This is a genomic window from Deinococcus phoenicis (assembly GCF_000599865.1).
GTDB classification, from domain to species: Bacteria; Deinococcota; Deinococci; order Deinococcales; family Deinococcaceae; genus Deinococcus; species Deinococcus phoenicis.
In genome coordinates this window covers 56,065-71,048 of the sequence record NZ_JHAC01000038.1, presented here as the reverse complement: position 1 = coordinate 71,048, position 14,984 = coordinate 56,065, and the positions used below count along the sequence as shown (strand labels likewise).

Annotated in this window: 12 protein-coding genes; 4 read left to right on the top strand and 8 right to left on the bottom strand. The window is 69.1% G+C overall.

Annotated elements, in window-relative coordinates; all coding sequences use genetic code 11:
• Positions 1-3 precede the first annotated feature (3 nt).
• On the bottom strand, positions 4-573 hold the full coding sequence (locus DEIPH_RS12320; protein WP_051517346.1) for a MogA/MoaB family molybdenum cofactor biosynthesis protein: 570 nt from the start codon (positions 571-573) through the stop codon (positions 4-6).
• 111 nt (positions 574-684) lie between these two features.
• On the opposite strand from DEIPH_RS12320, the gene DEIPH_RS12315 reads away from it, so the two are divergent.
• Positions 685-2,025, top strand: coding sequence for a PEGA domain-containing protein (locus DEIPH_RS12315; protein WP_034358507.1), 1,341 nt, complete (start codon positions 685-687; stop codon positions 2,023-2,025).
• Between the two features lie 48 nt (positions 2,026-2,073).
• Entirely contained in the window at positions 2,074-3,591 is a 1,518-nt protein-coding gene (gene guaA, locus DEIPH_RS12310) for a glutamine-hydrolyzing GMP synthase (protein WP_034358505.1), read from the top strand.
• Between the two features lie 57 nt (positions 3,592-3,648).
• Here the strand turns inward: guaA and DEIPH_RS12305 are convergent, their stop codons facing one another.
• Complete coding sequence (locus DEIPH_RS12305) at positions 3,649-3,942, bottom strand: antibiotic biosynthesis monooxygenase family protein (protein WP_034358502.1); 294 nt, start codon at positions 3,940-3,942, stop codon at positions 3,649-3,651.
• Positions 3,943-4,003: 61 nt separating this feature from the next.
• On the bottom strand, positions 4,004-5,554 hold the full coding sequence (locus DEIPH_RS12300) for a 2-isopropylmalate synthase (protein WP_034358499.1): 1,551 nt from the start codon (positions 5,552-5,554) through the stop codon (positions 4,004-4,006).
• 268 nt (positions 5,555-5,822) lie between these two features.
• Here DEIPH_RS12300 and dgt point away from each other — a divergent pair, with 268 nt between their 5' ends.
• Positions 5,823-7,226: a dGTP triphosphohydrolase gene (dgt, locus tag DEIPH_RS12295; RefSeq protein WP_034358495.1), complete on the top strand. Its 1,404-nt coding sequence runs from the start codon at positions 5,823-5,825 to the stop codon at positions 7,224-7,226.
• Between the two features lie 77 nt (positions 7,227-7,303).
• On the opposite strand, the gene ilvC is transcribed toward dgt, so the two are convergent.
• The 5 genes from ilvC to DEIPH_RS12270 form a co-directional block, all read right to left on the bottom strand.
• Positions 7,304-8,314 (bottom strand): ketol-acid reductoisomerase, encoded by a 1,011-nt coding sequence (gene ilvC / locus DEIPH_RS12290; protein WP_034358492.1) that lies wholly within the window; start codon positions 8,312-8,314, stop codon positions 7,304-7,306.
• Between the two features lie 341 nt (positions 8,315-8,655).
• Complete coding sequence (ilvN, locus tag DEIPH_RS12285) at positions 8,656-9,264, bottom strand: acetolactate synthase small subunit (RefSeq protein WP_034358491.1); 609 nt, start codon at positions 9,262-9,264, stop codon at positions 8,656-8,658.
• Positions 9,261-10,967 carry a biosynthetic-type acetolactate synthase large subunit gene (gene ilvB, locus DEIPH_RS12280; RefSeq protein ID WP_034358489.1) on the bottom strand — a complete coding sequence of 569 codons (1,707 nt, stop codon included), beginning with the start codon at positions 10,965-10,967 and terminating at the stop codon, positions 9,261-9,263. Before ilvB ends, ilvN begins: the two co-directional genes overlap by 4 nt.
• Positions 10,968-11,438: 471 nt before the next feature.
• Positions 11,439-13,241 carry a DEAD/DEAH box RNA helicase gene (locus DEIPH_RS12275; protein ID WP_034358487.1) on the bottom strand — a complete coding sequence of 601 codons (1,803 nt, stop codon included), beginning with the start codon at positions 13,239-13,241 and terminating at the stop codon, positions 11,439-11,441.
• A gap of 207 nt (positions 13,242-13,448) precedes the next feature.
• A complete protein-coding gene (locus DEIPH_RS12270; protein WP_034358485.1) occupies positions 13,449-14,417 on the bottom strand; it encodes an RluA family pseudouridine synthase in 969 nt (322 codons plus the stop codon).
• Positions 14,418-14,677: 260 nt separating this feature from the next.
• Between DEIPH_RS12270 and DEIPH_RS12265 the strand changes: the two genes are divergently transcribed.
• On the top strand, positions 14,678-14,959 hold the full coding sequence (locus tag DEIPH_RS12265) for a Sec-independent protein translocase subunit TatA/TatB (RefSeq protein ID WP_034358483.1): 282 nt from the start codon (positions 14,678-14,680) through the stop codon (positions 14,957-14,959).
• Positions 14,960-14,984: the final 25 nt, after the last annotated feature.

Genomic DNA, 14,984 nt, shown 5'->3' with positions numbered 1-14,984 from the left:
GGCTCAGCCTCCTCCGCCGGGCTGCCCCGGTCCGGGCTGGTCCGGTCCCGGCTGCCCGTGCCGCGCCACCTCGAAGGCCAGGTGCCCCAGTTCGTCTCTCAGCAGGCCCTCCCAGGCGGTCCGCACGGCGTTCAGGCTGCCGGGCAGGGCGAACAGCAGCGTGTGGCCCGCCAGGCCCCCGACCGCGCGCGACAGCATGGCCGCGCCGCCCACCTCGCGGTAACTCAGCATCCGGAACAGTTCGCCGAAGCCGGGCATGGGCTTGGTGAGCAGCGACTCCACCACCGGAATCGTCACGTCCCGCCCGGTGATGCCCGTGCCGCCACTGGAGACGACGACTGCCGCGTCCCGCATGAATCCGGTCAGGGCCGCGCGGATCGCCGGCGCGTCGTCCTGCACCACGCGGTAGCCCACGACCTCGTGGCCCCCGGCGCGCAGTTCGGAAAGCAGGAACTGGCCGCTGGTGTCGGTCTCCTCGGTGCGGGTGTCGCTGACCGTCAGAACCGCGATCCGCACGGCGCGGGGGGCGGCGGCCCGGTGGTCGGGGGCGGCAGGGTGAGAAGCGTCCGTCATGTCCGGCACGATACGCCGGGCGGGGGGTGGGGGGCGTGGACCGCGTCACGGTGGGGGCCGCGCGGGCCTTTGCTGTGCCGGGACCGGCCTCCGGCCCCTATACTTGCCCCTGTGAAGCCCATCGGCCCCTACGTGGCCGCGCGTGATCTGACGGGCGACCGGCCCGCCGGTGCCGTGCGGACGCTGCGCGCCACCGACCGCCTGACCGGTATGCCGGTGCTGCTGCATGTGCTGCCGCACGCCGCCCCGCTGCCCGACCTGCCCGCCGACCCGGCCCTGCTGACCCCCAGTGAAGGCGGGATCGACGGCGAGACGGCCTACGTGGTCACCGAGCTGCCGCCGCACGCGCTGCCCGCTTCCGACCCGCTGCTCGCGGCGCGGGGGGCGCTGGCCGGACTGGCGGCCCTGCACGGCGCGGGCCTGACGCACGGCGGCGTGAATGCCGCGCAGCTCTGGAGCGTGGACGGCCGTGTGGCGCTGGCCGGGGCGGGCCTGCCCTGGGGCGGGGACACCACGCCCGCCGGGGACCTGCACGACCTGATGAGCGCCCTGGACACGCTGGGAGGCGTGCCGGCCCCCTTGCGGGACGCGCCGGCCGGGGCCACTGCCCACGATCTCCTGGCCCTGCTGAATGCCCCCGCTGCGGAGCCGGAACCCGCCGCGCAGGATGCAGGGCCTCCCGGCCCGCCGGAGGAGGCCCGGTTGCAGGCCCAGCGGGATGCGCCCGCCACGCCTCTTCCGGTTTCCGCGCCTCCGTCCACCCCCCTGGTCGTCACGGCCAGTGTGCCGGAGCCTCTGCACGGTGGCCCGGACGGCGCTGCCCCGGACAGCTCTGCCCCGGACAGCGCCTCGGCCGCAGGCGTGCCCTCCCCGGCGGAAGCGCAGACCGACGGAGACACGGCCGCATCTGCGCAGGTGAAGGAGCAGGAAGAACCCGCGCCTCCTCCCCCGGTGGCCCCCGGCACTCTGGCCGGGCAGGTATCCGCGAGGCGCGTGGTCGGTGAGCCGGTCCGGATCAAGTGGAACGCGGACGGCACCCGCCAGATCGTCAAACCTGGCCGCGAGGCTGCCCCGGCACCCGCCCGCCGCCCCGGCTGGCTGTGGCCGGTGCTGGCGCTGCTGCTGCTTGTGGCCGGCGCGTGGTGGCTGTGGCGGTCGGCCTCGCCGGCGGCGGTTGCGGTCCCTCCGGCGGCCACGGCGGCTCAGTCCTGCTGCGACGTGCGCTTTGTGGTCCGGGGGGCAGAAGGGGTGCCGGTGCGCCTGAGCCTCGTCTCGGCCCCGGAGGGCGTGAAGGTGGACCCCGGCCAGGAGGTGGGCCGCGCGCCCGGCGTGGTGCGCCTGCCCCGGCCCGGCACCTACACCCTGCGCGTGGCTGCCGAGGGCTACACGCCGGGCACCGTGACGTTGACGGCTCCGACCAGCGTGCCCGTGCAGATCGCCCTGACGCCCTGATCCGCCCGCCCGGACACCCCCGGCCCGCCGCGTGAGACAATCCAGACCGTGAGTGTCGTCATTCTCGACTTCGGCAGCCAGTTCACGCGCCTGATCGCCCGGCGCTTCCGCGAACTCGGCGCGTACAGCGTGATTCTTCCGGGCAGCTCGAGCCTGGAGCGCATCGCGCAGGAAAACCCCCAGGGCCTCGTGCTGTCGGGCGGCCCCAGCAGCGTGTACGACGCGAACGCCCCGCGTCCGGCCCCCGGCGTCCTCGACCTCGCGGTGCCCATCCTGGGCGTGTGCTACGGGATGCAGTTCCTCGCGCACGAGGCCGGCGGCGACGTGAAGCGGGCCGGGAAACGCGAGTACGGCAAGGCCGACCTGACCCGCTACGGCGGTCAGCTTTTCGCCGGGATTCAGGGCGAGTTCGTCGCCTGGATGAGCCACAGCGACTCGGTGACGCAGCTTCCGCAGGGCTACGAGGTGATCGCGGAAACCGAAGACACGCCCGTCGCGGCCATCGAGAACCCGGTGACTCACCGCTACGGTGTGCAGTTCCACCCCGAGGTCGTCCACACGCCCAAGGGCGGGCAACTGCTGGCGAACTTCCTCGACCTCTGCGGCGTGGCGCGCGACTGGAACGCCGAACACATCATTGACGAGCTGATCGAAGGCGTGCGGCAACAGGTGGGTGAAGGCCGCGTCCTGCTCGCCATCAGCGGCGGCGTGGACTCCTCCACCCTGGGACTGCTGCTGTCCCGCGCCATCGGCGACCGCTTGACCGCCGTCTTTATCGACCACGGCCTCTTGCGGCTGGGCGAACGCGAACAGGTGGAAGCGGCGCTGCTCCCCCTCGGCGTGAACCTCGTCACCGTGGACGCCCGCGCTGAGTTCCTGGGCGCACTGGAAGGCGTCTCCGACCCCGAGCAGAAGCGCAAGATCATCGGCCGCGAGTTCATCCGGGCCTTTGAGCGCGAGGCGCGCAAGTACGGCCCCTTCGACTTTCTCGCGCAGGGCACCCTCTACCCCGACGTGATCGAGTCGGCGGGCGGCGAGGGGGCCGCGAACATCAAGAGCCACCACAACGTCGGCGGCCTGCCGGAAGACCTGGCCTTCAAGCTGGTGGAACCCTTCCGCACCCTCTTCAAGGACGAGGTGCGCGAGATCGCGCGGCTGCTGGGCCTGCCCGACCACATCCGTATGCGTCACCCCTTCCCCGGTCCGGGGCTGGCGATCCGCTGCCTGGGGGCCATCAGCGAGGAGAAGCTGGACATCCTGAAGCGGGTGGACGACATCTTCATCAGCGGCCTGCGCGAGTTCGGGCTGTACGACGGCTGCTCGCAGGCCCTCGCGGTCCTGACGCCGATCCAGTCCGTCGGCGTGATGGGCGACGAGCGCACCTACTCCTACACGACTGCCCTGCGCGCCGTCGCCACCGACGATTTCATGACCGCCGAGTGGGCGCGGCTCCCCTACGACTTCCTGGCGACCATGAGCAACCGCATCGTGAACCAGGTCCACGAGATCAACCGCGTGGTGTACGACATCACCGGGAAGCCGCCCGCGACGATTGAGTGGGAGTGAAGCATTGACCAAAAGGGGCCAGGAAGCGTCATTTCCCTGGCCCCTTCTCCTGCTTCCTCACGGCAGCGCGGGCACGAAATGCTCCACCGTCGGAAACGGATCATAGAAATGGTGCAGCAGCGCGCGCCACTCCTGATATTCCGGACTGCCGCGAAAGCCGACTGTGTGGTCTTCCAGTGTCTCCCACCACACCAGCAGGGCGTACCTGTGGTCGTCTTCCAGGCACTTCTGCAACTCGTGGCGGACATACCCCGGCATTCCTGAAATGATCCGCTGCGCCTGGGCAAAGGCGGTCTCGAAGGCAGCGGTCTGACCTGGGCGGACGTTGAGCAGGGCGATTTCTAGAACCATTGGGCCTCCAAAAAGGAAAGGGGGCCGAGTCCTGCACTCCGCCCCCGGCTTCCCGGCGTCCTCACACCGTCGTCTGGCTCACCGCCCGACTCTTGCCCATTCCGGCCACCACCTGATTCACGATGCGAATCCAGGCACGGGCGCTGGCCTCCACCACGTCCGTCGCCACGCCGGTCCCGTGCAGCGTCGTCTCGCCGTAGCGCGCGCCGATGCTGACCTCACCCAGCGCGTCGCCCCCACCCGTCACGGCCTGGATGCGGTAGCTCTCCAGCGTGGGGGTGATGCCGGTGATCTTGTTGATGGCCTGGAAGGCCGCCTCGACTGGGCCGTCGCCGTGGGCCGTGCTGTCCACCGGGCCGTCGGGCGTTTGCAGGCGCACGAAGGCGACCGGGGTCATGTTCATGCCGCTCGTGATCTGGAAGCCCTCCAGCGTGAAGGTCTGCGGCACGTCGCTGCGGCTCTCCACCAGGGCGCGCAGGTCGTCCGCGAAAATCTGCCCCTTGCGGTCGGCCAGGTCCTTGAAGCGGGCGAACAGGTGCTTGATGCGGTCCTCGTCCACCTCGTAGCCCAGATCCGTCAGCGCCTTGCGGAAAGCGGCGCGGCCCGAGTGCTTGCCCATCACCAGCACGGCGGCCTCGCGGCCCACCAGCTCGGCGTTCATGATCTCGTAGGTCTCGCGGGCCTTGATCACGCCGTCCTGATGGATGCCGGATTCATGCGCGAAGGCGTTGTCGCCCACCACGCCCTTGTTCGGTTGCACCGGCATCCCGCTCAGGCGGCTGACCATGCGGCTGCTGCGGTAGATCTCGCGGGTGCGGATGCCCGTCTCGAAGCCGTAGTGGTCTTTGCGGGTGTGGAACGCCATCACGATCTCTTCCAGCGCCGCGTTCCCCGCCCGCTCCCCGATGCCGTTGATGGTGCATTCGATCTGCCGCGCGCCCCCCTCCGCCGCCGCGATGGAGTTGGCGACCGCCATGCCCAGGTCGTCGTGGCAGTGGGCCGACAGGATGATGTGTTCGGGCAACTCGCCGCGCAGGTACGCGAACAGGTCGCGGATTTCCTCGGGTGTCGTGTAGCCCACGGTGTCAGGGATGTTGATCGTCGTCGCGCCCGCCTCCACCGCCGCCCGGAAGATGCGGGCCAGAAACTCGCGGTCGCTGCGGGTGGCGTCCTCCGCGCTGAACTCCACGTCGTCCACGAAGGAACGGGCCAGGCGCACCGACTCCACCGCGCGCTCGATCACGGCGTCGGGTTCCAGCCCCAGCTTCTTCGCCATGTGAATCGGACTGGTGGCGATGAAGGTGTGGATGCGGGGCTTTTCCGCCAGCTCCACGCCCTTCGCCGCCGCCTCGATGTCGGCGCGGTTGGCGCGGGCCAGCCCCGCGATGATCGGCCCCCGGACCTCACGGGCAATGCGGCTCACGCCCTCCAGATCACCGGGGGAGGCTATGGGAAAGCCCGCCTCGATCACGTCCACGCCCAGGCGGGCCAGTTGGTGCGCGATCTCCAGCTTCTGCGTGTGGTTCAGCGCCACGCCGGGCGACTGCTCGCCGTCGCGCAGGGTGGTGTCGAAGATGCGGATGCGCTGGGCCTGTGCGGTCTGCTGCGTCATGGGAGTCTCCTGAAGGGTGAGGGGGCGGGAGGGGACAAAGAAAAACCCCGGAGGGGGTTCCTCCGGGGGGTAAGGCGGGTCTTCGCCGTTCACTCCACCGGAGGAAGGCTAAGAAGAAGGCCGCCGAACGCTTGCATAGGGTGCATGGTAACGGGACGGGACGGGAGGGGAGGGGAAGTCGTCTAGCCGAAAGTGAGCATGGCACCGACTGCGGTGCGTGAGACAATGCCGTCTTGCCGGGGGCGTCACAGATGAGGAGGAACTGGACATGAGTCAGGAACGCTGGGGACAACTTCTCGACCACAAGAGGCTCTATGGGAGCCGTCACGCTTTTGAGGACGCCGCGACGGGCCGGACGCAGTTCGATGCCGATTTTGGACGGCTGACCTTCAGCAGTGCCTTCCGGCGTTTGCAGGACAAGACGCAGGTCTTTCCGCTCGCCAAGTCCGATTACACGCGCACACGCCTGACCCATACCCTGGAAGTGGCGAACGTGGGGCGAGGTCTGGGGAAGGCGTTCGGCAAGCACCTCCGGGAGCGGGGTGAGCTGCCTGATCACCTCTCACCCGAGGACCTCGGCACGGTGGTCAGCGTGGCCTGCCTCGCGCATGACATTGGTAATCCACCCTTCGGTCATTCCGGCGAGGCCGCGATTCAGGAGTGGGCTGTGCGGCACGTGGGCGAATTGAAGCCGCACATGACGGAAGCAGAGTTTCAGGATATCGCCCGCTTCGAGGGAAACGCGCAGAGTTTCCGCATCATGGCGAGGCTGTGGGACCGCGAACGGGCGGGCGGGGGCCGGCTCACGTTCACCAGTTACGGTGCGCTCCTCAAATACCCTCAGGGCAGCGGGCACACCGTGGACCGGTCGGACTGTGCCCGCAAGAAGTTCAACTACACGCAGGCCGACGCCGCACTGGCTGAAACCGTGCGGGCGGAACTGGGCCTGACCCAGTATGAACCGGGCCGTTTTGCCCGCCATCCGCTGGTGTACCTGATGGAAGCGGCAGACGATATCAGCTACCGGGTAGTCGATCTGGAAGACGCCCACGATGCCCGGCTGGTCAGCAAAGAGCGGCTGTGTCAACTGCTTGAGCCGTTGCTGCCCGCGAATCTCCGTGCCCGGGGAGTGGCGGAACTGCACAGGATGGACGTCTCGGCTCTGCGCGCCCAGGCCATCGGTGAACTGACCCGGGCTGTGATGGTGGTGGTCAGGGGCCATCTGGACGAACTGCGCGAGGGAACATACAAGCAGGCTTTGATCGATGGAGTGGCGGACACGGAGCCGCAGATTTACGCCGCCTTCGAGGCCCTCGGTGCCGAGGCCAAGGCCAAGGTATATGTGGATGAGCGGGTCCTTCAGGTGGAGTACGCCGGGTTTAAGGTGATCGGTGGTCTGCTTGACGAGTTGATGGGGGCGCTGCCGCCCGGCCTGGGTGAGGGCGGGAAGCTCAGCCGTTCAGGTGAAAAGCTCTTCAAGCTGTTTCCGAAGAAGTACCTGAGTGTCCGCCCCGAACTGCACGGTACTTTCCACGATTTGAAGCCTGAGGAGGCGGTCCTGAAGCTCACGCCCTACGAGCGGGTGCTGGCCATCACGGACTACGTGTCCGGCATGACCGACTCGTACGCGCTGGAACTCCATCAGATTCTGACGGGCGTGCGCGTGCCCTGAGGCGAGCGTTCCCCAGTGAAAGCGGCCAGCCTCCTCTCCGGAAAGGCTGACCGCTGACGGCTGAAAGCTGACTGCTCTTAAACCTCCAGTTCCTGCTTGCTGATGAAGGGCATCTTGCCGCGCAGCTCCTTGCCGACCACTTCCAGCGTGTGGTCGCGCATCTTGCCGCGCTGCTCCTGCATGTACGGGAAGCCGCTCTCGGCGTCCTGAATGAAGCTCTGCGCGAACTTCCCGCTCTGGATGTCCCCCAGCACGTCCTTCATGGTGGCCTTGGTTTCATCGGTGATGATGCGCGGGCCGGTCACGTAGTCGCCGTACTCGGCGGTGTTGGAGATCGAGTGGCGCATGCCCTCGAAGCCCTTCTCGTAGATCAGGTCCACGATCAGCTTGACCTCGTGCAGCGTCTCGAAGTAGGCGATTTCGGGCTGATAGCCCGCCTCCACCAGCGTCTCGAAGCCCGCCTGGATCAGGTGCGTGACGCCGCCGCACAGCACGCTCTGCTCCCCGAAGAGGTCCGTTTCCGTCTCCTCCTTGAAGCTAGTCTCCAGCACGCCCGCACGGGTGCCGCCGATGCCACGCGCGTAGGCCAGGGCGATGTCGCGGGCGCTCCCGCTCGCGTCCTGCCCCACGGCGAAGATGCTGGGCATCCCCGCGCCGTCCACGTACACGCGGCGCAGCATGTGGCCCGGCCCTTTGGGCGCGACCAGGAATACGTCCACGTCGGCGGGTGGCTTGATGCGCCCGAAGTGGATGTTGAAGCCGTGCCCGAAGGCCAGCGCCTTACCCGCCGTGAGGTTGGGGGCGATGCTCTCCTCGTACACCTGCGGCTGCGTCTCGTCGGGGATCAGCAGCATGATGACGTCCGCTTCCTTCACGGCGTCCTCGATGCTTGCCACCCGCAGGCCCGCCTGTTCCGCCTTGGGGCGGCTGGAGCTGCCCTCGCGCAGGCCGACCACCACATTCAGCCCGCTGTCCCGCAAGTTCTGCGCGTGCGCGTGCGCCTGGCTGCCGTAGCCGATGATGGCGATCAGCTTGTCCTCGATGGGGGAGAGGCTCACGTCGCGGTCGTAGTACATTTTTGCAGCCATTGGGGGATTCTCCTATAAAAAAGTGAGTTGAGGGGGAATGTGGGCTAGGGGAGGAGGTCTTCTTCGGCGGGAGTAGAGTCCTGGATGTGAATCATGCTGACGCATCGGCAGTCAGGCTGCGTGTCATTCTGGAAGTAGACGAACCGTCACAGCGCTGCGCTTTTGAGGCCTGGGCGGCGCACTGTGGGGTGGACGTGGCCGCGTTGGAGAACGGGGGCTGTGGCTGTTGCGTTGACATCTACACGTTCTCTTCTGCACCCGCCTCCGCGCTGGCACTGGAGGACCAACTCAGAGCGGTGGGTGCCGGAGTCGAATACCTCACCGACCGGGCTTGACGCTCCCTAAAACAGATTCGGCACCCCCCGCGCCTTCTCCTCGCGCGGTTCGATGCCCTCCACGGCGGGCTTGAGGGCCTGCGTCTCGCCCTCGTGGTAGACGTGGGCGGGAATGTCGGCGTTGCTGCCGCGCGTCAGCGCCACCCGGCCCGTCCGCATGGTTTCCAGAATCCCGAAGGGGCGCATCTGCTCGATGAAGGCGGTGATCTTGCCCTCGTCGCCGGTCACCTCGAAGGTCAGCGCGTGGCGGCCCACGTCCACGATGCGGGCGCGGAAGTCCTCCGCGATCTGGCGGACCTCGACGCGGCTCTCGGGCGTGATGGCGACCTTCACCAGCACCAGCTCGCGGTCCACGTACTTTTCCAGGCTGTGGTCGATGATCCTGATGACGTCGTGCAGCTTTTCCAGTTGCCGCATCGCCTGCTCGACCACGCCTCGGTCACCCGTCACGACAAAGGTCATGCGGCTGACGCCGGGATGCTCGGTGGAGCCGACCGAGAGGCTGCGGATGTTGTAACCGCGCCGCCCGAACAGCGACGTGATGCGGGTCAGGACGCGCGGTTCGTCACGGACCAGGGCGGAGACGAGGTGGTCCCGTGGGGTGGGGTCGGTCATGCGTCCTTCGCCTCCTTCTGGGAAACGGGCTGCGCGGTGCGTGGGGGTTCGGCTTCGAGCATCTCGCTCAGCGCCGCCCCGGCGGGCACCATCGGGAAGACGGCGTGCTCGTGCGGCACCACGATTTCCAGCAGGGCACTTTTCGGGTCCGCCAGCCAGGCGTCGATGGCGGCAGGCAGTTCCTCGGCGCTACTGGCGCGGTAGCCCGGCACGTCGTAGGCGTCCGCCAGCTTCAGGAAGTCCGGGTTGGAGTCGCCCAGCCACACTTCCGAGTAGCGGCGCCCGTGGAACATCTCCTGCCACTGGCGCACCATCCCCAGGTAGGAGTTGTTGACGATGCAGATCTTGACGTTGCGGATGTCGTACATCTTCAGCGTGGCGAGTTCCTGCGCCGTCATCTGAAAACCGCCGTCACCGGCAATGACCACCGAGCGCACGCCCGGCTCGGCCAGCGCGGCCCCGATGGCCGCCGGGAAGCCGAAGCCCATCGTGCCCAGCCCGCCCGAGTTCAGCCAGCGCCGGGGCCGCTCGAAGCGGGCGAGCTGCGCGGCGAGCATCTGGTGCTGCCCCACGTCCGAGGAGAGGATGTCGTCCGGGCCGAGGCGTTCCACCACGGCCTGCACCCCGTAAGCCGCCCCCCAGTGGTCGGGCCGCTGGGTGCGGGTTTTCCATTCCTCGATCTGCGCCTTCCACTCGGGCAAGTCGAGGTTCTGCGCGCCTTCCGTCAGCAGCCGGGCGGCCACCCGCGCGTCCCCGCGCACCGGCACGTGCGTCCGCACGATCTTGCCGATCTCGGCGGCGTCGAGTTCGACATGGATGATGGCGGCGTTCGGCGCGAAGCCGTTCACCCGGCCGGTCACGCGGTCGTCAAAGCGCAGGCCGATGCCCAGCAGCACGTCCGCCTCGCTGATGGCGCGGTTCGCCGCGACCGAGCCGTGCATCCCCGGCATGCCCAGCCAGAGGGGATCGCTGGAGGGGAAGGCCCCCAGTCCCATCAGCGTGGTGATGACCGGAATGTCCCAGGCGCGGGCCAGGGCGGTCACTTCCGCCGCCGCGTCCAGCGCGCCCCCACCCACCATGATGACGGGCTTTTTGGCGGAGCGCAGCAGTTCACGGGCGCGTTCCAGGGCTTCCGGCGCGGGGGCGGGCGCTTCCGGCCTTGCATGGGGCGTGGCGATCTCGCCTTGGTAGGCCGCGAGCTGAATGTCTTTGGGGATATCCACCAGCACCGGGCCGGGCCGCCCACTGCGCGCGATGCGGATGGCTTCCGCGATCACCTGCGGCAGTTCCTCCACGTCGCGCACCACGTAGTTGTGTTTGGTGATCGGCAGCGTGATCCCGGTGATGTCCGCTTCCTGAAAGGCGTCGGTGCCCATCAGGTGCCGCGCCACGTTCCCGGTGATCGCCAGCAGCGGCACCGAGTCCATCATCGCGTCGGCCAGGCCCGTCACCAGGTTGGTCGCGCCCGGCCCGGAGGTTGCCAGGCACACGCCGATCTCGCCCGTCGCCTTGGCCCAGCCTTCCGCCGCGTGAATGGCGCCCTGCTCGTGCCGCGCGAGGATGTGCCGCATCTCCGGGTAAAAGGTCAGCGCGTCGTATACGGGCATGATCGCCCCGCCCGGATAGCCGAACACGGTGGTAATGCCGTGCCCCACCAGGGTCGCCCACAGCGCCTTCGCGCCCGTCATGTCCCCCTGCGTCATGTGTTCCCCCCCTCCAGGCCCGCCAAACGGCGCGCGCCACGCTCACCTGAAGGCGGCGCGGCGCGCAGTGCGGCCCGTGGGGCCAGACCCCAGTAGGCCAGACCCCAGTGGGCCAGTCCCCGGCGGGCGGTTTCCCGATGCTGTTGTTGTTCCCGGCTTCCCATATTTGACCTCTCCTTCACTTCCTTCACTGAAAAACCCCCGCCCTGTCGGTGGGCGGGGGTGTGTGGCACGCGCTCGCGCTTAGCCGCCAGAACCCCCGGTGCTAAGAATTACGACCACGAGAATGGTGTGCGGCGCGTTCATGGCCTCACCCTAAACGCTGGGAAGAGGCCGGAAGGAGAAGGCGTCTAGACGCCCCACGGGTACAGGCCGGGGAACAAACGGGCGTTCGGCCCGGAAATGCGGCATAGAGCAGCGCCCCCACCACGGAGGCAGGGGCGCTGTCGAGGCTGAAATCAGCGGCGGGGTTCAGCGCCCGCCGGGCACGAACTCGCGGTCCGCGAAGTCCTCGCGGCGGCGCTCGCCGGTCTGACGGTCGTCACGGTCGCGGCCCCAGCGGCCCTGACCGCCCCGGTTGCCGCCGCCCTGGTAGCCGCCCTCGCGGTTGCCATAGCCGCCGCGTCCGCCCTGAGAGCCGCCGCCCCGGTTGCCCCGGTAGCCGCCCTCGTCGCGGGAGCCGCCGCGTCCACCCTGGTAGCCGCCGCCCTGGCGGCCCTCGCGGGTCGGGGCCTCGAACAGTTCGGGGAGTTCCTGCGCGACCTCCACCTGGACCTCGCCTTCCAGCGGGTTGGCGGCCAGCAACTTCTCGACGAACTCGCTGGGCACGTCGGCCACCGCGCCGCCGCGCCACTGGCGCACCTTGCCGAGGCGGCGGGTGTCCACGTCGCTGTTCCGGGCAATGACGGCGACCGCGCGGGCCACGCTCATGCGCTCGGCGTGCAGGATGATGGTGGTCAGGCCTTCCTCACCGCTCAGCAGGCTGGCCGCCTTGACGGGTTCGGTCACGCCGCTGATCTTGGCGAGCGCCCGGGTCAGGGCTTCGAGGCCCAGCTCGCTGAAGAGGCGCTCGGCTTCCGCCTGGAAGCTGCCCGCCACCTCGCTGTCCACCTTGCGGACGATGTCGGCGCTGGCCTTGGCGCTCGCGGCCTGCACTTCCTTGGGGGTGGGCAGGGTGCGTTCCTTGAACTGCACGCCGGTGCGGTACTCCAGGTTGCGCATGTCGCGGTTATCGCGGTCGCCGTACATCACGATGGCGGTGCCGGTGCGCCCGGCGCGGCCCGTGCGGCCCGAACGGTGGATGTAGCTCTCGTGGTCCTGGGGCAGGTGGTACTGCACCACCAGGTCCACTTCCGGGATGTCCAGGCCGCGCGCCGCCACGTCGGTGGCGACCAGCACGCCCACGCGCCCGCTGCGGAAGGCCCCCAGCGCCCGCTCACGCTGGCTCTGCGCGAGGTCGCCATGCAGCGCCTCGGCTTCCAGGCCACGGTGGATCAGTTCGTTTGCCAGCTCGTCGGCCTCGCGCTTGGTGCGCGTGAAGACGATGGCCTTTTCGGGGTTGTAGACGGTCAGCAGGTCGGCCAGCACGCGGGTGCGGGTGCGGCCCACCTTCACCTTGAGGTGCTCGACGCTCTGGGCGGCCTGGCTCTTGCCCTCGCCCACCATATCCACCACGACCGGCTCACGCAGGTACTTGCGGGCAATCCGGCGGATGTCGTCGTTCAGGGTGGCGCTGAACAGCATGGTCTGGCGCTCCTGGGGCGTCTTTTGCAGGATGGTCTCGATGGCGTCCGCGAAGCCCACGCTGAGCATCTCGTCGGCCTCGTCCAGCACGGCGTACTGCACCGCGCCCAGGTCGAGGTTGCCGCGCTCCAGGTGGTCGATCAGGCGGCCGGGGGTGCCCACGACCACGTCCACGCCCCGGCGCAGCGCGTTTTCCTGGGGCGCGTAGGCCGCGCCGCCATACACGGTGACGGTGGTGAGGCCCAGGCCACTCTTGGAAAACTCGTCCGCGACCTGCTTGGCCAGTTCGCGGGTCGGCGCGACCACGATGGCGCGGGGCAGACGCGCCCGCTCGCGGCTGGGTTCGAGGTTCTGGATGATGGGCAGCGCGAAGGCCAGCGTCTTGCCGGTGCCCGTGCGGGCGCGGCCGATCAGGTCCTTCCCGGCGAGGGTCTGGGGCAGGCTTTCCGCCTGAATGGGGCTGGCTTCCGTAATGCCGCGCTCAGCGAGACGCGCCGCGAGTTCGGGCGCGATCAGTTGATCAAAGTTCATTTGTGGTCCTTTCGGGAAAGCGCGTCCCCAGTGACCAGCAAACGCCTCTAATCGGCATCCAGCATGTCCTGAAAGTGGGGGCACCTTCCAGCCGCCGGGAACATCCCGGACGGCGCACGAAAAAGAAGTTTACACCATACGGAGGGAAAAGGCAAGGGGGAACGGGACCCGGGAAGAAGCTCTTACGGTTTCCCATTTCCCGCTTCCTTACTCGGGTCCTCCCTCCAGCCCCGCCGGAAGCGTGCCGCCCAGCGCCACCCAGGCGCTCAGCAGGTCGTCCGGCGCGGGCGCATGCAGGTGCAGCGCCTCGCCCGTCATGGGGTGGGGAAGGGCCAGAAAATGCGCGTGCAGGGCGTGGCGCGGCATGACGGCACTCTCGCGGCCATACACCGCGTCGCCCAGGATCGGGCTGCCCAGGTGCGCGAGATGGACCCGGATCTGGTGGGTGCGGCCGGTGCGCGGCTGGGCACGCACCAGGGCCAGCGTGCGCCCATGTCCGTCCGGGTGCGCGGCCAGCGGCGTGAACAGGGTCTGCGCCTCGCGGGGATTCACGCCGCCGACGGTCATGCGCTGCCGGGCCGTGGGGTGCCTTCCGACCGGGGCATCCACGTTGACTGGTCCCTCTGCACGCCACGCGCCGTAGGCAACCGCCAGGTACGTCTTGCGCGTGTCGCGGTCCTTGAAGGCGGCGGCGAGGCGGGCGTGGGCCTCGACAGTCTTGGCGACCACGATTACGCCGCTGGTGTCCTTGTCCAGCCGGTGAACGATGCCGGGGCGGTAGCCGTCGGGGCCGCCTGCGCCCGGCTGCTCGGGCAGCACCATCCGGCCCAGCAGCGCGTTGACCAGGGTGCCGGAGGTGACGCCTGGCGCGGGGTGCGTGACCATGCCGGGCGGCTTGTTCACGGCGATGAGGGCCTCGTCCTCGTACAGCACGTCGAGGGGCACGGCTTCGGGGGCCACGGTCGCGTCCGGGGGCGGGGGCACCTGCACCGTCAGGGCCTCGCCGCCCCTGAGCTTCAGGCTGGCCTTCCGGACCACCACGCCGCCGACCTGCACGTGCCCACCCGCGATCCACCCGGCCACCTGCGAGCGGCTCACGCCCGCGAGGTCGGCCAGCACGGCGTCGAGGCGGCCCGGCGTGGCGGTCAGGTCCAGGGTGGGGGGTGCGCCGGTCACGGCGGGCAGTGTAGCGCCGACGCCCCGCCAGGTTGAGCCGGCCTTTACCCTCCCGCGCCCGGTGATCCGATTCGGCGTGGACGGCATACAGCCAGACAGGTACGGAACGGCCTGACGTGGCTCCCCCCGCGTCCCGTTCTGTACCGCCAACCGCTCCGGCCCCCACCCCTGGAGGCGTTCGGGCGTCCGTGCCCCTCAGACTTTCTTTTTCCCGCCTCTTTCTTCCGGCCCTGCCGGTCGCGTCCCTAGGAGGTCGCCTCATGCCCAACATCGGTGCCCCGGAACTCATCATTATCCTGCTTGTCGCGCTGGTCGTGTTCGGGCCGCGCAAACTGCCGGAACTCGGCAAGAGCCTCGGACAGGGCCTGCGCGAGTTTCGCCGCAGCACGGGTGCCGTGACGGACGAGCTGCGGCGCGGCCTGGACACCCCGGCTCCCGCCGACGGCGTGCCTGCACCCGTGCCCACCCTCACGGCCGCTCCCGTTCCCGCTGCCCAGGTCGTTGCCACCCCGGCTGTGCCCGAGAACACGCCCCGCGCCTGACCTGAGCTTTCCGCCAAGGGCCTGC